Source organism: Microbacterium sp. CnD16-F, assembly GCF_024124465.1.
Lineage (GTDB): Bacteria > Actinomycetota > Actinomycetes > Actinomycetales > Microbacteriaceae > Microbacterium > Microbacterium gawkjiense.
The window spans coordinates 1-17,677 of record NZ_JAMXSA010000056.1; the positions used below are offsets into that span (position 1 = coordinate 1).

The window sequence follows — 17,677 nt, forward strand, 5'->3', positions numbered from 1 at the left end:
CGCCCACGACGGACCGGCGTCGCTCAGGCGCACGCGCCCGGGCGAGAGGCACAGGAGCACCTGCAGTGCGAGCGCGCGCGCCACGGCGGCGGCCAGCGCCGGCGGCCCCACCACGGCGACACCCGTCGTGAGCGGCACGAGGACGGGCACGTCGTCCACCCGCGCCGCGCGTCGGCGGAGCTCCGCCGACGCGTCGTCTCCGTCACCGCCCGTCGTCCGCAGGGCGCTCGCGTCCTCCCCCGAACCGACGACGAGCATGGACTCGCGCTCGGGGACGACCCGCCAGATCGATTCCGGGCGGGCGAGGAAGCGCGGGACGTCGGGATGCGTCGCCCAACGCTGGGCGCGCTCCTCGTCGTGGCGTTTCGCCACGTCGACCTCCGCCTGCGCCAGCCGACGGCGGAGCGCCGCGGCATCCTTCTTCGCGGTCCGCTTCGAGGTGCGCGCCGCGTCGGCGACCGAGGCGATCGCAATGAGCGGGCCGAGGGCGGCGAACAGCAGAGCGTAGGCCGACCCCGTCACCATCCACAGCACGCCCGCACCGACGACCGGTACGACGACGGTCAGGAGCGGGAGGGGCGGGCGCGGTGCCGGCTCGGCACGGCGGGGAAGCGCGAGGGGGTCATCGGGTGCGTAGGTGGACACCGCTCCACTGTGCGCGGAGGGCCCGGTCCGGCGGCCGGTGCACGGACGACCTGTGGACGATCCGCGTCAGGGGCGCACTGGTGAGGAGATCTCGACCGTGGCGGTGTCCTCGTCGGCCGGGACGTGCCGCGCGCTCACGACGATGATGGACACGTTGTCGCGGCCGCCGTTCTCCAGCGCCGCCTCGAGCATCGCGTCGACCGCGGCAGCCGGGTCCTGGTTCTGCAGAAGGAAGTGCAGGATGCCGTAGTCGGTGAGCTCTTTCGTGAGCCCGTCGCTGCACACCACGAAGCGGTCGCCGTCGACGACCTCGAGTCGCACGTAATCGGGCACCACCCCGTCGCTCGGACCGACGGCCCGGGTGATGACGTTGCCGTAAGGGTGGTTCTCGGCCTCCTCCGGGCTGAGACGGCCTGCGGCGATCAGCTCCTGGACGACGGAGTGGTCGGTCGTCACCTGCGCGAGCGCGCCGTCGCGGAGCAGGTACACCCGGGAGTCGCCGATGTTGAGGGTCACCCAGGTCGGCTCGGCACCGGTGAGGTCGAGGTAGACACCCGTCACCGTCGTGCCGGTGCCGTCGTCGGTCGTCTCGGCGTGCGAGGCGATGTCGGCCACCGCGTGCTCGAGGGCGTCCTCGATCGCCTCCGGCGAGACCGTGCCGCGGTCGACGGCAGCCGAGAGGCGCTCCACCGTGCGCGAGCTGGCGATCTCTCCCCCGATGTGGCCGCCCATCCCGTCGGCGACGACGAAGAGCGGGAACGCCGACAGCACGGCATCCTGGTTGTTCTCGCGGCGGCGGCCCTGGTGGGTGACCTCGGCCCAGCGCACCTCGATGGGGCCCGCGCCGGAGGGGACGACGCGGGACGAGGTGACGGCTTCGGGCACGCTCCCACCCTTCTTCCTGATCGGTGCAGCGTCCTCACACTCTAGTGGACGTCCTCTCCCGTCATCATGCGGCGCGGGGCGTTGCCCCCGACCCGTTCCCGGCACTACCTTTCGTGTGTGGCAGCGCACGCGCGCTGAACGCCGCGCGCCGCGGCGACGCCGACAGAAGGGCATACCGATGACCGACCCGAACACGCCGCCGCAGGACGGCCCCGCGTCTCCTCCTCCCGCAGGCGCGCCGACCCCTCCGCCGGGACAGAACCCGGGCGGTTACGCTCCGCCGCCGCCCCAGCAGCCCTACGGCCAGCAGCCCAACGGCCAGCAGCCCAACGGCCAGCAGCCCTACGGCCAGCCGGGCTACGGGCAGCCGGGTTACGGGCAGCCGCAGCCGGGCGCCGCTCTCACCCCCGATCAGGACAAGCAGTGGGCGATGTTCGCGCACCTCGGCGGCATCGTCGGCTTCCTGCCCGCCCTCATCATCTGGCTCGTGTTCAAGGACCGCGGTCCTCGCACGAACGTCGAGGGCAAAGAGGCGCTGAACTGGCAGATCACCTTCACGATCGCCATGATCGTCGCCTACATCGTGGCGGGCATCCTGGCCTTCATCCCGTTCCTCGGCTTCATCGGGGGGCTGCTCCCGTTCGCCGTGTGGGTCGCGAACATCATCTTCTCGATCCTCGGGGCCGTACGGGTCAACGCCGGGGGCAGCTACCGCTACCCGGTGACCTTCCGGTTCATCTCGTAACGGGCGGCACGACGAGCTCCAGCTCGCCGGCCGCCGATGGGCGCAGGACGATCTGTTCGTCCTGCGCCCATCGCATGAGAGCGTCGGGTCCGGAGACGTCCGGCCGTGAGGTCGCGAGGCGGCGGACGAGCTCCCCTTTGGCGTGCTTGTTGAAGTGGTTCAGGGCCCGCACGGCGCCGTCCGGCCCCTCCGACACGACCCGCACGTACGCCTGCGGGATCCCGGCGGGCACGGGCCCCAGGGCGACGTACGCCTCCGAACGCAGGTCGAGGACGAACGAGGGTGAGGATGCTGCGATCGCGGCACCGACGGCATCCGCCCACACCGCCCGCATCGGCGGGAGTCCGGGGACGCGGATGCCGGCTCCCAGACGGTACGCCGGGATCGGATCCAGCGCCCCGACCACGCCGAACGGTGCGGAGTGGATCGCGACGTGGCTCGCCAGCCAGGCACGCGACGCGTCGTCGAGCGTCGCGGCGTCGAGGGCGTCGAAGAGGACCCCGGTGTAGCGGTCGACGGCGGGCATCGTCGGGGAGCCGCGGAGCGCGGCGTTGACGGCGACCTCGCCGCGTTGCCGGGCGGAGAGCTTGAGCACGCGGGCCGCGGCCTCCTCGTCGTCGCTGAGCGCGACGAGCGCGTCGATCACCTGCTCGCGCTGCGTCGAGAGCGTCGGATAGGCGAGCGCGTCCGGACGCCAGCGCGGGCCGTCGCCGCCGGGGCGCTTGGTCTCGGACGGGGGCAGCAGGATGAGCACGGCGGCACCTCCGGGGAAAAGCGCAGCGCCGCCCGGCGAACCGGACGGCGCTGCGCGGAAAGGGTGTCAGGACTGCAGGGCTGCGTTCCCGGCCACGATGGTGAGCTCGTCGTTCTCCATCGAGAGGAAGCCGTCCTCCGCCGTCGCGACGATCTTCTCGCCGTTCGACTGCGTGATCCGGACTTCACCCTCCGCGAGGATGGCGAGAACGGGCTCGTGACCGGACATGAAGCCGATCTCGCCCTCGACCGTCTTGGCCACGACGAGGCTCGCCTCGCCGTGCCAGACCTCCGCCTCAGCGGAGACGAGGGTGACGGTCAGCGCCATGTCAGCCGTTCTCCTTCTGGATCTGCGCCCACTTCTCCTCGACGTCGGAGATGCCACCGACGTTGAAGAAGGCCTGCTCGGCCACGTGGTCGAAGTCACCCTTGACGATCGCGTCGAACGACTCGATGGTCTCCTTGATCGGGACCGTGGAGCCCTCGACACCGGTGAACTTCTTCGCCATGTAGGTGTTCTGCGAAAGGAACTGCTGGATGCGGCGTGCACGCGACACGACGATCTTGTCCTCTTCGGAGAGCTCGTCGACACCGAGGATCGCGATGATCTCCTGCAGTTCCTTGTTCTTCTGCAGGATCTGCTTCACGGCGGTGGCCACACGGTAGTGGTCCTCACCGATGTACCGCGGGTCCAGGATGCGGCTGGTCGAGGTCAGCGGGTCGATCGCGGGGTACAGACCCTTCGATGCGATCTCACGCGAGAGCTCGGTCGTCGCGTCGAGGTGCGCGAAGGTGGTCGCCGGAGCCGGGTCGGTGTAGTCGTCGGCGGGGACGTAGATCGCCTGCAGCGAGGTGATCGAGTGACCGCGGGTCGACGTGATGCGCTCCTGGAGGACACCCATCTCGTCGGCGAGGTTCGGCTGGTAACCCACGGCGGAGGGCATGCGGCCCAGCAGCGTGGAGACCTCGGAACCGGCCTGCGTGAAGCGGAAGATGTTGTCGATGAACAGGAGGACGTCCTGCTTCTGCACGTCGCGGAAGTACTCCGCCATCGTCAGAGCCGACAGGGCGACGCGCAGACGCGTCCCCGGCGGCTCGTCCATCTGGCCGAAGACGAGGGCGGTCTTGTCGAAGACGCCCGCCTCCTCCATCTCGCCGATGAGGTCGTTGCCCTCACGGGTGCGCTCACCGACACCGGCGAACACCGAGACGCCGCCGTGGTCCTGCGCGACGCGCTGGATCATCTCCTGGATGAGGACGGTCTTGCCGACGCCGGCACCGCCGAACAGGCCGATCTTGCCACCCTGGACGTACGGGGTGAGCAGGTCGATGCTCTTGATGCCCGTCTCGAACATCTCGGTCTTGGACTCGAGCTGGTCGAAGTTCGGGGCGGAGCGGTGGATGCCCCAGCGCTCGGTGACCTCGATGGTCTCGCCAGGAGCGGCGTTCAGGACGTCGCCCGTGACGTTGAAGACCTTGCCCTTGGTGACATCGCCGACGGGGACCGTGATGGGGCCGCCCGTGTCGCGCACCTCCTGGCCGCGGACCATGCCGTCGGTGGGCTTGAGCGAGATGGCCCGAACGAGATCGTCACCGAGGTGCTGGGCGACCTCGAGGGTGATCTCGGTCGACTCGCCGTCGATCGTGATGGTGGTCTTGAGGGCGTTGTAGACCTCGGGGATCGAGTCGTGCGGGAACTCGATGTCGACGACCGGGCCGGTGACGCGCGCGACGCGACCGACGACGGGGGTCTCCGTCTTCTCAGCGGTGAGGCTCATGGCTTCTCTTCTTTCGTGTGGTCTATTTGCCCGACGCCAGCGCGTCGGCGCCGCCGACGATCTCGGCGATCTGCTGCGTGATCTCCGCCTGACGCGCGTTGTTGCGCAGGCGGGTGTAGTCGGTGATGAGCTTGTCGGCGTTGTCGCTGGCGGACTTCATCGCCTTCTGCGTGGCGGCCTGCTTCGCGGCGGACGACTGGAGCAGCGCGTTGAACACGCGGCTCTGCACGTACACCGGCAGCAGCGCGTCGAGCACCGTCTCGGCATCCGGTTCGAACTCGTAGAGCGGGTAGACCTGGCTGGATGCCGCGTCCTCCGCCTCGACGACCTCGAGCGGCAGGAGACGCGTGGTCTCCGGCGTCTGCGTCATCATGCTGACGAAACGGTTGTAGACGAGGTTGATCTCGTCGACGCCGCCGTCCGCGCCGCCCTTCTCGTACGCGCCGATCAGTGCGGCCGCGATCTCCTCGGCCGTCGAGAACGCCGGCGTGTCGGTGTCACCGATCCACTCCCCCGCCGTCGCGATGCGACGGAACTGGAAGAAGCCGACGGGCTTGCGACCGATGAGGTAGTACACCGGCTCGCGACCCTCGCTGCGCAGCAGCTCGCCGAGCTGCAGCGCCTCGCGGATCACCTGGGAGTTGAACGCGCCGGCGAGACCGCGGTCCGAGCCGAAGACGACGACGGCGGAGCGTCGAATGTCCTCGCGCTCGGTGGTCAGCGGGTGCTGCACGTTCGAGTGCGTCGCCACGGCGGAGACGGCCCGCGTCACGGCCCGCGCGAAGGGGTTGGACGCGCGCACGCGTGCCATCGCCTTCTGGATGCGCGAAGCCGCGATGAGTTCCATCGCCTTCGTGATCTTCTTGGTCGTCTGAGCAGAAGAGATCTTCTGCTTGTAGACCCTGAGTTGTGCGCCCATTGGTTATGAGTCTCCCGTCGGCGTCAGCCGCGGCGGCCCTTGACGATCTTCTCCTGGTTCACGTCGTCGGCGTCCGCAGCAGCGACCTCTTCGTGACCCGGCGCGCCGAGTGCCTGACCCTTGCCACCCTGGAACTCGAGGACGAAGGCGTCGACCGCCTTGTCGAGCTCCGCGACGGTGCTGTCGTCGAGGACGTTCGTCTCGCGCAGCGTGTCGAGGATGGACGTGTTCCGCTTCAGGTGGTCCAGCAGCTCGCGCTCGAAGCGGAGGACGTCCTCCACCTCGATCGTGTCGAGCTTGCCGTTGGTGCCGGCCCAGATCGAGACGACCTGCTCCTCGACGGGGTACGGCGAGTACTGCGGCTGCTTCAGCAGCTCGGTCAGACGCGCACCGCGGGCGAGCTGACGACGCGACGCGGCGTCCAGGTCGGAGGCGAACATCGCGAACGCCTCGAGCGAGCGGTACTGGGCGAGCTCGAGCTTGAGCGTTCCCGAGACCTTCTTGATCGACTTGACCTGAGCGTCACCACCGACGCGCGAGACCGAGATACCCACGTCGACCGCGGGACGCTGGTTGGCGTTGAAGAGGTCGGACTGCAGGAAGATCTGGCCGTCGGTGATCGAGATCACGTTGGTCGGGATGTACGCCGAGACGTCGTTGGCCTTCGTCTCGATGATGGGCAGACCCGTCATCGATCCCGCGCCGAGCTCGTCCGAGAGCTTGGCGCAACGCTCCAGCAGACGCGAGTGCAGGTAGAAGACGTCACCGGGGTACGCCTCGCGGCCCGGCGGGCGGCGCAGGAGCAGCGACACGGCACGGTAGGCCTCGGCCTGCTTCGACAGGTCGTCGAAGATGATGAGGACGTGCTTGCCCTCGTACATCCAGTGCTGGCCGATGGCCGATCCGGTGTAGGGAGCGAGGTACTTGAAGCCGGCGGGGTCGGATGCCGGGGCCGCGACGATCGTCGTGTACTCCATGGCACCGGCGTCCTCGAGCGCGCCCTTCACCGAAGCGATGGTCGAGCCCTTCTGGCCGATCGCGACGTAGATGCAGCGGACCTGCTTGGTGACGTCGCCCGACTCCCAGTTGGACTTCTGGTTGATGATCGTGTCGATAGCGATCGCCGTCTTGCCGGTCTGGCGGTCGCCGATGATCAGCTGACGCTGACCGCGGCCGACGGGGATCATGGCGTCGATCGCCTTGATGCCGGTCTGCATCGGCTCGTGGACCGACTTGCGCTGCATGACGCCGGGAGCCTGGAGCTCGAGCGCGCGGCGGCCGGTGGTCGCGATCTCGCCGAGACCGTCGATCGGGTTGCCGAGCGGGTCGACGACGCGACCGAGGTAGCCCTCGCCGACACCGACCGAGAGGACCTCGCCGGTGCGGGTGACCTTCTGACCGGCCTCGATGCCGGCGAAGTCGCCGAGGACGACGACACCGATCTCGTGCTCGTCGAGGTTCTGCGCGAGGCCCTCGACGCCGTTCTCGAAGCGGACGAGCTCGTTCGCCATGACGCCGGGCAGGCCCTCGACGTGGGCGATGCCGTCCGCGGCGTCGACGACGGTGCCGACCTCGGTCGCCGCAGCCCCGGTGGGCTCGTAGGCGGCGACGAAGTCTTTCAGCGCGTCACGGATGACGTCGGGGCTGATGGACAGTTCTGCCATGGTCTTCCTTCTTAGTGAGGTCTTGTGGCGGGCACCTGGCCAGCCGGGTCCGCTCCTCGGTGGAGCGGGAAGAGTCAGCCCGCCAGACGCTGGCGGAGGTCGCCCAGTCGGGACGAGACGGTGGCGTCGATCACGTCGTCGCCGATCTCGATGCGGATGCCGCCCACGACCTCGGGGTCGATGACGACATTGAGCGAGACCTCGGTGTCGTACCGCGCCGCGAGAGTCTGCCGCAGACGCGCGGTCTGCGCCTCGGTCAGCTCCGCTGCGGCGAACACCGTCGCGACAGCGCGACCGCGCTGCTCGGCGACGACGCGGAGCGCCCAGCTCAGCATCGAACGCACCCGCCGCTCGCGCGGGAGCTGCGCGAGCGAGGAGACGATGATCACCGTCGGCTCGGCGGCGCGGCCGGCGAGCAGCTTCTCGATGAGGGCACCCTTGGCGGATGCCTCGCCGAGACGGCTGCCGAGCGCCAGTTCGAGCTCGGGGTTGGCCGCGATCGTGCGAGCCACCGAGAACAGTTCGCCCTCGATGTCGGCCTGCGGCGCCGCGATGGCGGCGGCACGGATGCCCGCCTCCTCGATACCGGTCAGCAGATCGGCGGCCGAGGACCACCGCTCGCTGACGGCGGCGTCGAGGACGGCCACCGTGGCCGGCGCGAACGTGCCGAACACGTTCGCGACGACCTTCTGGCGGCCTTCCGCGGGAACCGACGCATCGGAGAGCGCGCCGCTCAGCTGCGACGAGCCGGCCAGGACGCGCGCCGCGGCGAAGAGCTCGCGGGCGACGTCGAGGTCGACGCCCGGCGCGGCCTGCAGGGCCGACGTCGTCGCCGCGAGGGCCTGAGTGGTCGCGCTGCCCATTACTTGGCCGCCTTCTCGGATGCCTCGAGGTCGGCGAGGAAGCGGTCGACCACGGCCTGGGCCTTGGCGTCGTCCGACAGGGTCTCACCGATCACGCCGCCGGCGAGGTCGAGGGCGAGGGTGCCCACCTCGCTGCGGAGGGAGACGAGCGCGCTCTGACGCTCGGCCTCGATCTGGGAGTGCGCGGCGGCGGTCAGACGTGCCGCCTCGGCGGCGGCGTTGTCCTTGGCCTCGGTGACGATCTTCTTGCCGTCCTCGCGGGCGGCCTCACGGATCTCACCGGCCTCCTTGCGAGCCTCGGCCAGCTGGGCCGTGTACTCCTCGAGGGCGGCTTCCGCCTTGCGCTGCGCCTCGTCGGCCTTCGCGATGTTGCCTTCGATGGCGGCAGCGCGCTGGTCGAGAAGAGCCTGCATCTTCGGAAGAGCGACCTTCCAGAAGACGAACAGGATCACGACGAAGCAGACGCCCGACCAGATGATGTCGTACCACGCGGGGATGAGCGGGTTGTGCGCCTCGCCCTCTTCTGCGGCGTACGCGACAAGAGCGTTCAGCATCCTGTCTCCTTAGGAATCTGTTCGGGGATCAGACGAAGATGAAGTAGGTCGCGATGCCGATGAAGGCGAGCGCCTCGGTGAAGGCGATACCGATGAACATCAGGACCTGCAGGCGACCGGCCAGCTCGGGCTGACGGGCCACGCCCTCGATCGTCTTGCCCACGACGATGCCCACGCCGATGGCGGGACCGATGGCTGCGAGGCCGTAGCCCATCGTCGCGACGTTGCCCTCGAGGGCGGCGAGAACCGTAGTTGCGTCCACGGAGGTGTTTCCTTTCGGTTGGATGGTTCGGCGTGCGCCGGACCGCTTAGTGCTCTTCTGCCACCGCGAGCTGGATGTAGACCGCGGTGAGGATGGCGAAGACGTAGGCCTGGAGGAAGGCGACGAAGATCTCGAACAGCGTGAAGGCGAACCCGAATGCGAGGGTGCCCGCAGCCAGAGCGGAGAACCAGCCGCCGACGTCGAAGAGGAAGAACTGGGTCGCTGCGAAGAACAGGACCAGCATGAGGTGCCCGACGATCATGTTCATCAGCAGACGCAGCGTCAGCGTGACGGGGCGGATGATGAAGGTCGAGAGGAACTCGAGCGGGATGATGATGATGTAGAGCGGCCACGGCACGCCGGAGGGCATGAGGGCGTTCTTGAAGAACGCGCCCGGGTTGTGCTTGACCCCGGCGTAGATGAAGGTCACGTACGCGACGATCGCGAGCAAGAGCGGGACCGCGACGATCGAAGAACCGGCGATGTTCAGGAACGGGATGACACCCGTGATGTTCATGAACAGCACCATGAAGAAAATCGTGGTGAGGATCGGAAGGAAGCGACGCCCATCCTTCTTGCCCAGCAGGTCTTCGGCGATGTTGACGCGGACGAAGTCCAGGCCCATCTCGACGACGCTCTGGAAACGGCCGGGAACCACCGTCATGCGGCGGGTACCGAGCCAGAAGATGAGGACGATGGCGATCGTCGAGAGGATCTGGATCAGATGGATCCGGTTGATCTCGAAGGCACCGATCTGGAAGACCGCCTCGGGGAAGAACTCCGAGATGGACGGCCCGTGAAATTCAGGGGCTTCTTCGGCGGCAGTAGCGATCAGGGTCGCAGCTTGAGTAAACAGCGCTGGCTCCAGCTTCGGGGCGTCGATCAAAGGATCGGGCGACGATGGTCGGTGAGCTGACTCCGCAGACGTTCCCGTCGGGATCAGGCGGGCTCGAGAACAGCCTATCAGCCCTGAGGCGTCGCCGAGTCCCCGGGACGACGCTCGCCAGCCTCCACCTCAGCCGCGGTGGGCAGCCTCGTGTCGCTGACGGCGGAGATGCGCATCCGGAGCATCACCACGACGTCGACCACCAGCGAGGCGACGATGCTGACGACGAGGGAGATGAGGAAGACCAGGGGTGTGAGCCACGGCTGATCGCGGAGGACGAACAGGACAATCAGGAAGAGGACGAACTTGAGAATCCACCCGCCCATGACCGAGCCAAAGAAGATCGGCACGAACAGCGGGTCGCCGTAGAAGCGGTTGGCGATGAGGATCGACACGATCGTGAACGCGAGGAACACGGCCGCCATGAGGACGGCGACGAGCGCGCTCCACAGCCCGGACGTCCCGGCGACGAGCAGTCCGACTGCTCCTCCGGTGACGAGGAGGACGGCGGTGACGATCGCGGACCACACGAGGGCGGTACGGAGCATGGACGTGGACGACAGGGAGCTCACAGGAGGGCCTTCTGTTCGGGCGCGACCGGTCGGGTGCGGCGCGCGGGGGGCAGTGTGACGAGGACGCAGGCGATGCATCCGATGACGAGGAAGGCGACGCCCGGCCAGTAACGACCCGGCCAGTCCTTCGTCGTGCCGATGTACATGAGCAGGACCGAGAGCGAGACGACGGCGGTCCACGCGTAGAACACGAAGACGGCGTTGCGGTCGGTGTGGCCCATGTCGAGCATCCGGTGGTGCAGGTGCTTGCGGTCGGGCGAGAACGGCGACTTCCCCTGCGCCATCCGCCGGACGACGGCGAGCCCGAAGTCGACGAGCGGCAGCAGCACGATGACGACGGGGAGGATGACGGGGATGAAGGCACCGAGCAGCTGCGAACGGCCGAAGAGGTCGTTGTCGCTCAGGAGGTTCGGCGGCAGGTTGCCGGTGACGACGATCGCCGACGACGCCATCATGAGCCCGAGGAGGAGCGCACCGGCATCCCCCATGAACATGCGGGCCGGATTCCAGTTGAACGGCAGGAAGCCGGCGCACATCCCGAGCAGCACGATCGCGATGAACACCCCAGTGTTGCTCTGCTCGCTGTTGTCGAAATCGCGCACGAGCATCGCGGAGTAGGCGAAGAACACCGCGTTCGCGATAAGGCACACCCCGGCGACGAGGCCGTCGAGCCCGTCGATGAAGTTGACGGCGTTCATGACGATGACGATGAGGAGGATCGACAGGCTGATGCTGACCCAGCTGGACACGACGACCTGCTGGCCGAAGGGCAGGTAGAAGATCTGGATGCCGCCCGGCGAGACGACGATCCAGGCGGCGACGAACTGCGCCCCGAGCTTGATCATCCAGTCGAGGTCCCAGAGGTCGTCGGCGACGCCGACCACCACCATGAGGGCGGCGGCCCCCAGCAGGGACCACACCATCGCCGGCTCCTGCCACACGATCGCGAAGGCGGGGAGCTGTGACGACAGCACGAAGAAGCCGAGCATGCCGATGAACATCGCCACTCCCCCGAGCCGGGGCGTGGGGGTCTTATGGACGTCCCGCTCGCGGATCGCCGGGTGCAGCCCGAACTTCATCGCGACACGCCAGACCACCCACGAGAAGACGAAGGTGAGGGCGCCGGTGATGACGAACGCGAGCAGGTAGTCCCTCACGCGTCGTCGGATTCGTCGGGCGAGACCGGATCCGGCTCGAGCAGGTCGCCGAGCACTTCCCGCAGGGCGGCGCGGGAGACGGCACCGTCGCGCAGCACCGTCACGGGCCGCGGGTCGCGGCCGACGAGACCGGTCGCATCGATGATGGTGGAGGCGACCCCGGTGTCGACGAGTCCCCCGTCGAGGTAGACGGAGATGCTGTCGCGGAGCATCTCGATCGCCGAGTCGATCTCGAGCGCCGCGGGCTTGCCCGTCAGGTTCGCGCTCGACACCGCCAGCGGACCGGTCTCCTGCAGCAGCTCGAGGGCGAAGGCGTCGTCCGGCATCCGCACCGCGACGGTGCCGCGGGTCTCGCCGAGGTCCCAGCGCAGCGAGGGCTGGGCGGGCAGGACGATGGTGAGACCTCCCGGCCAGAACCGCTCCACGAGGCGATCGACGGGCTCGGGCACCTCGGCCACGAGCGCACGCATCGTGTCGGGTCCGGAGACGAGCACCGGCGGCGGCGACTGGCGGCCTCGCCCCTTGGCCGCCAGCAGCCGCGCGACGGCGGAGGCGTTGAACGCGTCGGCGGCCACGCCGTAGACGGTGTCGGTCGGCATCACGATGAGTTCGCCGCGGCCGATGGCCTGGCGGGCCTGGCGCAGAGCGGGGAGCAGCTGGTCGGCGTCGCGGCAGTCGAGGACGGGAGACATATCCGCAGCATTCTACGAGGACCGGGCTCGGGACCGCCTGCAAGCGGGCGGCCCCGGTTCAGGGACGCAGCGCCGTCGTCGCGCGGTCGCGCGTCGTGAGGTCCCGGTGCGTGGCCGCGCCGCGCCACCCGTCGGCGGTCAGCAGATCGCGGATGCCGGGGCCCTGCCACTCGCCGTGCTCGATCACCAGCGTGCCGCCAGGATGCAGCAGCCGCAGCGCGACCCCGGAGAGCACGCGCACGACGTCGAGCCCGTCGGGACCGCCGTACAGCGCCGCCGGCGGATCCCAGAAGCGCACCTCGGGGTCGCGCGGGATCGCGTCGTCGGGGACGTACGGCGGGTTCGACACCACGACCGAGACGGTGCCGTCGAGCTCGGGGAACGCGTCGGCGAGGTCGATGAACGCGAGACGGGCATGCGGGGCGTGGCGGGCGAAGTTCTCCTTCGCCCAGAGGAAGGCGTCGACAGAGTTCTCGGCCGCGTGCACCTGCGCGTGCGGCACCTCGGTCGCGAGCGACAGGGCGAGCGCGCCGCTCCCCGTGCCGAGGTCGACGGCGACCGGCTCGGGACCGGGCGCGGCGCGCAGCGCGTCGATCGCGAGCTGCGCGACCATCTCGGTCTCGGGACGCGGGACGAACACCCCCGGCCCCACCCGGAGCTCCAGGTGGCGGAACGGCGCCGTCCCGGTGAGGTGCTGCAGCGGTTCGCGCGCGGCGCGGCGCTCGACGAGCTCGGCGAAGCGCGTGGCGGCGACCTCCGGCATCCGATCACCGCGCATCATGGCGGCGGCGAGCTCCCCCCGACCGATGGCCAGGACGTGCGCGGCGAGGAGTTCGGCGTCGACATCGGCGGACGGCACGCCGGACGCGGCGAGGCGCTCGGCGGCGCGGCGCACGAGGGGGGCGAGGTCGCTGCCCGTGGGCGCGTCGGAAGTCCGTGAAGTCGACATGGGAAGCCTCAGGATACCGCTCACGGCATCGTCACACAGGGCCGCCCGGGTCGCCGGGACCGTAGGCTGGGGGCGCATCGCGGACACCTGAGCCGCACCCTTTCATCCGACCCGCACGGAAGGCATCCCATGACCGGCATCCACTCCGACATCACGAGCGCATTCGGCAACACCCCCCTCGTCCGACTGAACCGCATGTCCGAGGGACTGCCGGGGACCATCCTCGCCAAGCTCGAGTTCTACAACCCCGCCTCGTCGGTCAAGGACCGCCTGGGCATCGCGATCGTCGACGCTGCGGAGGCCTCCGGTGAACTGAAGCCCGGCGGCACGATCGTCGAGGGCACGAGCGGCAACACCGGCATCGCGCTGGCAATGGTGGGCGCGGCCCGCGGCTACAAGGTCATCCTGACGATGCCGTCCTCGATGTCGATCGAGCGTCGGATGCTGCTGCGCGCCTACGGCGCCGAGCTCGTCCTGACCGACCCGTCACTCGGCATGAAGGGCGCCGTCGGCGAGGCCGAGCGCATCGCCGCCGAGACCCCCGGCGCCGTGCTCGCGAAGCAGTTCGCCAACCAGGCCAACGTCGAGATCCACCGCAAGACCACCGCCGAGGAGATCCTGCGCGACACCGACGGCGCCGTCGACTACTTCGTCGCCGGCATCGGCACCGGCGGGACGATCACCGGCGTCGGCCAGGTGCTGAAGGAGCGCGTGCCCGCCGCGAAGGTGGTCGCGGTCGAGCCGAAGGACTCCCCCCTGCTGACCGAGGGCAAGCCCGGACCCCACAAGATCCAGGGCATCGGCCCGAACTTCATCCCGCCGATCCTCGACCAGGGCGTCATCGACGAAGTCCAGGACGTCACGTTCGACGACGCGATCGCGACCGCCAAGAAGGTCGCCACGACCGAAGGCATCCTCGTGGGCATCTCGTCCGGCGCCGCCATCTGGGCGGCGCTCCAGGTCGCCGCACGTCCCGAGGCCGAGGGCAAGAACATCGTCGTGATCATCCCCTCCTTCGGCGAGCGGTACCTCTCGACGGCGCTCTTCGAGGAGTTCCGCGACTGATCCGGCCGTCTCCGAAAGGTCCGTCGTGCCCGGCATCGCCCGCTCCCTGCGCCGCAGCCTCGTGGCCGTCGTCCGCGCCGTCCGCGAGGACATCGCGGCGGCGAAGCTCCGCGACCCGGCCGCACGCGGCGGGCTCGAGATCGCGCTGCTGTACCCGGGGCTCCACGCCGTGTGGAGCCACCGGGTATCGCACGCGCTGTGGCGGCGCGGCCGGCGTTTCCCCGCGCGGGCGCTCTCGCAGGTCACCCGCTGGCTCACCGGCATCGAGATCCACCCCGGCGCCCGCATCGGGCGACGCTTCTTCATCGACCACGGCATGGGTGTCGTGATCGGCGAGACGGCGGAGGTCGGCGACGACGTCATGCTCTACCACGGGGTGACGCTGGGCGGCCGGACGCGGGACGGCGGCAAGCGGCATCCGACCCTCGAAGACGGCGTCGCCGTCGGCGCGGGAGCGAAGATCCTCGGACCGATCGTCATCGGCGCGCACTCGGTCATCGGCGCGAACGCCGTGGTCACGAAGGACGCGCCGTCCGACTCCGTGCTCGTCGGAGTGCCGGCGCGGGCCCGACGGCGGGCGGTCGGCGAGGACACCCGGGCGATCCTGACGGCGCCCGAGTACCACATCTGAGCGGTCAGGCCTCCGAGCCGACGGCGGCCAGCCGCGCTTCCTCATCGGCCGCGATCGCGGACTCGATGAGCGGTCCGAGCGCGCCGTCCATCACCTGGTCGAGGTTGTACGCCTTGTACCCGGTGCGGTGGTCGGCGATGCGGTTCTCGGGGAAGTTGTACGTGCGGATGCGCTCCGACCGGTCCATTCCGCGGATCTGGGACCTGCGGGCGTCGGAGGCCGCGGCATCCCGCTCCTCCTGCTGCTTGGCGAGCAGGCGCGCGCGGAGCACACGCATGCCGGCTTCGCGGTTCTGCAGCTGGCTCTTCTCGTTCTGCATCGACACGACGATGCCCGTGGGCAGGTGGGTGATGCGGACGGCGGAGTCGGTCGTGTTGACCGACTGACCGCCCGGACCCGACGAGCGGAAGACGTCGATCTTGAGGTCGTTCGCGTCGATCTGCACCTCTTCGGGCTCGTCGACCTCGGGGAAGACGAGGACTCCCGTTGTGGAGGTGTGGATGCGGCCCTGCGACTCGGTCGCGGGCACGCGCTGCACCCGGTGGACGCCGCCCTCGTACTTCAGGTGCGCCCAGACGCCCTGGGCAGGATCGCTCGAGGAGCCCTTGATGGCGACCTGGACGTCTTTGTAGCCGCCCAGATCGGACTCGTTGCGCTCGAGCAGTTCGGTCTTCCACCCCTGCGAGGCGGCGTACTGCAGGTACATGCGCAGCAGGTCGGCGGCGAACAGCGCCGACTCGGCGCCGCCCTCCCCCGCCTTGATCTCGAGGATCACGTCGCGGGCGTCGTCGGGGTCGCGCGGGATGAGCAGGCGACGGAGCTTCTCCTGCGCCTCGGCGAGCCGCCGCTCGAGGGCGGGGACCTCGTCGGCGAAGGCGGCATCCTCCTTCGCGAGTTCCCGCGCAGCCGCGAGGTCCTCCTCCGCGGCCCGCCAGGCGTCGTGCGCCGCGACGATGCGCGAGAGTTCCGCGTACCGCCGGTTGACGCGCTTGGCGCGCGCCGCATCGGCGTGCACCGCGGGGTCGGAGAGTTCCTCCTGGACCGCGCGGTGCTCGTCGATCAGCGTCTGGACGGACTCGAACACGACGCGAAGGTCAGCGGATGCTGTTCTCGTGCCCGTGGCCGTGGCCGCCCGCGGCGGGCGCCGGGATCGACTTCTGCATCTGCACGAGGAACTCGACGTTCGACGTCGTCTCCTTGAGCTTGCCGAGGACGACCTCGAGGGCCTGCTGGGGGTCGAGACCCGCGAGGGCCCGGCGCAGCTTCCACGTGATCTTGACCTCGTCGGCCGAGAGCAGCATCTCCTCGCGACGCGTGCTCGACGCGTTCACGTCGACGGCGGGGAAGATGCGCTTGTCGGCGAGCTGACGCGACAGGCGCAGCTCGCTGTTGCCGGTGCCCTTGAACTCCTCGAAGATGACGTCGTCCATCTTCGAACCGGTCTCGACGAGGGCCGTCGCGAGGATCGTGAGCGATCCGCCGTTCTCGATGTTGCGCGCGGCGCCGAAGAAGCGCTTGGGCGGGTAGAGAGCGGATGCGTCGACACCGCCGGTGAGCACGCGGCCCGAGGTCGGCGCCGAGATGTTGTAGGCGCGACCGAGGCGGGTGATCGAGTCGAGCAGGACGACGACGTCGCGGCCCAGCTCGACGAGGCGCTTGGCGCGCTCGATGGCGAGCTCGGCGACCGTCGTGTGGTCCTCGGCGGGTCGGTCGAACGTCGAGGCGATGACCTCGCCCTTGACCGTCCGCTGCATGTCGGTGACCTCTTCGGGGCGCTCGTCGACGAGCACGACCATGAGGTGGACCTCGGGGTTGTTCGTCGCGATCGCGTTCGCGATCTGCTGCAGGACGATCGTCTTGCCGGCCTTGGGCGGCGCGACGATCAGGCCGCGCTGACCCTTGCCGATCGGGGCGACGAGGTCGATGATGCGCTGCGTCAGCTTCTCGGGGGCCGTCTCGAGGCGCAGGCGCTCCTGCGGGTAGAGCGGCGTGAGCTTGCCGAACTCGACACGCGTCGCGGCGTCCTCGACCGAGAGGCCGTTGACGGCGTCGACCTTGACGAGCGCGTTGTACTTCTGACGGCTCGACTGCTCGCCCTCGCGCGGCTGCTTGATGGCGCCGACGACGGCGTCACCCTTGCGCAGGTTGTACTTCTTGACCTGACCGAGCGAGACGTAGACGTCGCTCTGGCCGGGGAGGTAGCCGGTCGTGCGGACGAACGCGTAGTTGTCGAGGACGTCGAGGATGCCGGCGATCGGGATGAGGACGTCGTCCTCGCCGATCTCGGTGTCGAACTCGTCGTTCGTGGACTGACCGCGACGCTTGTTGCGCTGGCGACCGCGACCCTGACCCTGCTCGTCGTCGGAGGCCTGCTCGACGGCGGGCTTGTCGGCGGGCGCGTTCTGGGCGTTGCCGTTCTGGGCGCCGCCGTTCTGGGCGTTCTCGCCCTTGTTGCGGTTGCGGCTGCGGCTGCGCGAACGGCTGCGGCTGCGGCCGTTGCCCTCGCCGGCGTTCTCGCTGTCATCGGCGGATGCCGTCGGTGCCGCGGCATCAACCGTCGGCGCCTCGGTGGTCGCGGCCTGCTCGGTGGTCTCGGGGGCGGCGTCGGCCGCGGGTGCCTCGCCGGCGGACGCGGCATCGGCGGCCGGAGTCTCGGC

At 69.4% G+C, this 17,677-nt stretch carries 19 protein-coding genes and 1 pseudogene; 3 read left to right on the plus strand and 17 right to left on the minus strand.

Annotated features, from left to right (window positions below; translation table 11 throughout):
* Both NH287_RS12735 and NH287_RS12740 read right to left on the minus strand, forming a co-directional pair.
* Nucleotides 1–645, minus strand: a pseudogene (locus NH287_RS12735) (cell division protein FtsK); the annotation flags it as partial.
* Nucleotides 646–711: 66 nt separating this feature from the next.
* Nucleotides 712–1,530, minus strand: a complete 819-nt coding sequence (locus NH287_RS12740; protein ID WP_064001490.1) for a PP2C family serine/threonine-protein phosphatase — start codon at nucleotides 1,528–1,530, stop codon at nucleotides 712–714.
* Between the two features lie 178 nt (nucleotides 1,531–1,708).
* On the opposite strand from NH287_RS12740, the gene NH287_RS12745 reads away from it, so the two are divergent.
* Complete coding sequence (locus NH287_RS12745; RefSeq protein ID WP_253035917.1) at nucleotides 1,709–2,275, plus strand: DUF4870 domain-containing protein; 567 nt, start codon at nucleotides 1,709–1,711, stop codon at nucleotides 2,273–2,275.
* Here NH287_RS12745 and NH287_RS12750 read toward each other — a convergent pair.
* The 13 genes from NH287_RS12750 to prmC all read right to left on the minus strand — a co-directional run bounded on the left by NH287_RS12750 (nucleotide 2,265) and on the right by prmC (nucleotide 13,324).
* Nucleotides 2,265–3,029, minus strand: coding sequence for a peroxide stress protein YaaA (locus NH287_RS12750; RefSeq protein WP_253035918.1), 765 nt, complete (start codon nucleotides 3,027–3,029; stop codon nucleotides 2,265–2,267). The genes NH287_RS12745 and NH287_RS12750 overlap by 11 nt on opposite strands.
* 66 nt (nucleotides 3,030–3,095) lie before the next feature.
* Entirely contained in the window at nucleotides 3,096–3,356 is a 261-nt protein-coding gene (locus NH287_RS12755) for a F0F1 ATP synthase subunit epsilon (protein WP_064001487.1), read from the minus strand.
* 1 nt (nucleotide 3,357) lies between these two features.
* Nucleotides 3,358–4,806: a F0F1 ATP synthase subunit beta gene (gene atpD / locus NH287_RS12760; protein ID WP_217531178.1), complete on the minus strand. Its 1,449-nt coding sequence runs from the start codon at nucleotides 4,804–4,806 to the stop codon at nucleotides 3,358–3,360.
* A gap of 22 nt (nucleotides 4,807–4,828) precedes the next feature.
* Nucleotides 4,829–5,725: a F0F1 ATP synthase subunit gamma gene (locus NH287_RS12765; protein ID WP_253035919.1), complete on the minus strand. Its 897-nt coding sequence runs from the start codon at nucleotides 5,723–5,725 to the stop codon at nucleotides 4,829–4,831.
* 23 nt (nucleotides 5,726–5,748) lie between these two features.
* Complete coding sequence (atpA, locus tag NH287_RS12770; RefSeq protein ID WP_253035920.1) at nucleotides 5,749–7,389, minus strand: F0F1 ATP synthase subunit alpha; 1,641 nt, start codon at nucleotides 7,387–7,389, stop codon at nucleotides 5,749–5,751.
* Nucleotides 7,390–7,463: 74 nt separating this feature from the next.
* Nucleotides 7,464–8,252 (minus strand): F0F1 ATP synthase subunit delta, encoded by a 789-nt coding sequence (locus NH287_RS12775; RefSeq protein ID WP_064001483.1) that lies wholly within the window; start codon nucleotides 8,250–8,252, stop codon nucleotides 7,464–7,466.
* Nucleotides 8,252–8,806 carry a F0F1 ATP synthase subunit B gene (locus tag NH287_RS12780; protein ID WP_253035921.1) on the minus strand — a complete coding sequence of 185 codons (555 nt, stop codon included), beginning with the start codon at nucleotides 8,804–8,806 and terminating at the stop codon, nucleotides 8,252–8,254. Before NH287_RS12780 ends, NH287_RS12775 begins: the two co-directional genes overlap by 1 nt.
* 28 nt (nucleotides 8,807–8,834) lie before the next feature.
* On the minus strand, nucleotides 8,835–9,068 hold the full coding sequence (atpE, locus tag NH287_RS12785) for an ATP synthase F0 subunit C (protein WP_064001481.1): 234 nt from the start codon (nucleotides 9,066–9,068) through the stop codon (nucleotides 8,835–8,837).
* A 46-nt stretch (nucleotides 9,069–9,114) separates the two neighbouring features.
* Complete coding sequence (atpB, locus tag NH287_RS12790; RefSeq protein WP_253035928.1) at nucleotides 9,115–9,903, minus strand: F0F1 ATP synthase subunit A; 789 nt, start codon at nucleotides 9,901–9,903, stop codon at nucleotides 9,115–9,117.
* A 128-nt stretch (nucleotides 9,904–10,031) separates the two neighbouring features.
* The gene (locus NH287_RS12795; RefSeq protein WP_253035922.1) at nucleotides 10,032–10,502 is read right to left on the minus strand and encodes a hypothetical protein; all 471 of its coding nucleotides are present in this window, start codon (nucleotides 10,500–10,502) and stop codon (nucleotides 10,032–10,034) included.
* A gap of 20 nt (nucleotides 10,503–10,522) precedes the next feature.
* Entirely contained in the window at nucleotides 10,523–11,683 is a 1,161-nt protein-coding gene (locus NH287_RS12800) for an MraY family glycosyltransferase (RefSeq protein WP_253035923.1), read from the minus strand.
* Entirely contained in the window at nucleotides 11,680–12,375 is a 696-nt protein-coding gene (locus NH287_RS12805) for an L-threonylcarbamoyladenylate synthase (protein WP_217531172.1), read from the minus strand. Before NH287_RS12805 ends, NH287_RS12800 begins: the two co-directional genes overlap by 4 nt.
* A 58-nt stretch (nucleotides 12,376–12,433) precedes the next feature.
* The gene (prmC, locus tag NH287_RS12810) at nucleotides 12,434–13,324 is read right to left on the minus strand and encodes a peptide chain release factor N(5)-glutamine methyltransferase (protein WP_253035924.1); all 891 of its coding nucleotides are present in this window, start codon (nucleotides 13,322–13,324) and stop codon (nucleotides 12,434–12,436) included.
* Between the two features lie 129 nt (nucleotides 13,325–13,453).
* Here prmC and cysK point away from each other — a divergent pair, with 129 nt between their 5' ends.
* Nucleotides 13,454–14,389: a cysteine synthase A gene (gene cysK / locus NH287_RS12815; protein ID WP_253035925.1), complete on the plus strand. Its 936-nt coding sequence runs from the start codon at nucleotides 13,454–13,456 to the stop codon at nucleotides 14,387–14,389.
* A gap of 25 nt (nucleotides 14,390–14,414) precedes the next feature.
* Nucleotides 14,415–15,020: a serine O-acetyltransferase EpsC gene (gene epsC, locus NH287_RS12820; protein ID WP_082886059.1), complete on the plus strand. Its 606-nt coding sequence runs from the start codon at nucleotides 14,415–14,417 to the stop codon at nucleotides 15,018–15,020.
* 4 nt (nucleotides 15,021–15,024) lie between these two features.
* Here the strand turns inward: epsC and prfA are convergent, their stop codons facing one another.
* The gene (gene prfA / locus NH287_RS12825) at nucleotides 15,025–16,104 is read right to left on the minus strand and encodes a peptide chain release factor 1 (RefSeq protein ID WP_253035926.1); all 1,080 of its coding nucleotides are present in this window, start codon (nucleotides 16,102–16,104) and stop codon (nucleotides 15,025–15,027) included.
* Nucleotides 16,105–16,114: 10 nt separating this feature from the next.
* Nucleotides 16,115–17,677, minus strand: a 1,563-nt coding sequence (rho, locus tag NH287_RS12830; protein WP_253035927.1) for a transcription termination factor Rho, incomplete at its 5' end; no start/stop codon positions are given.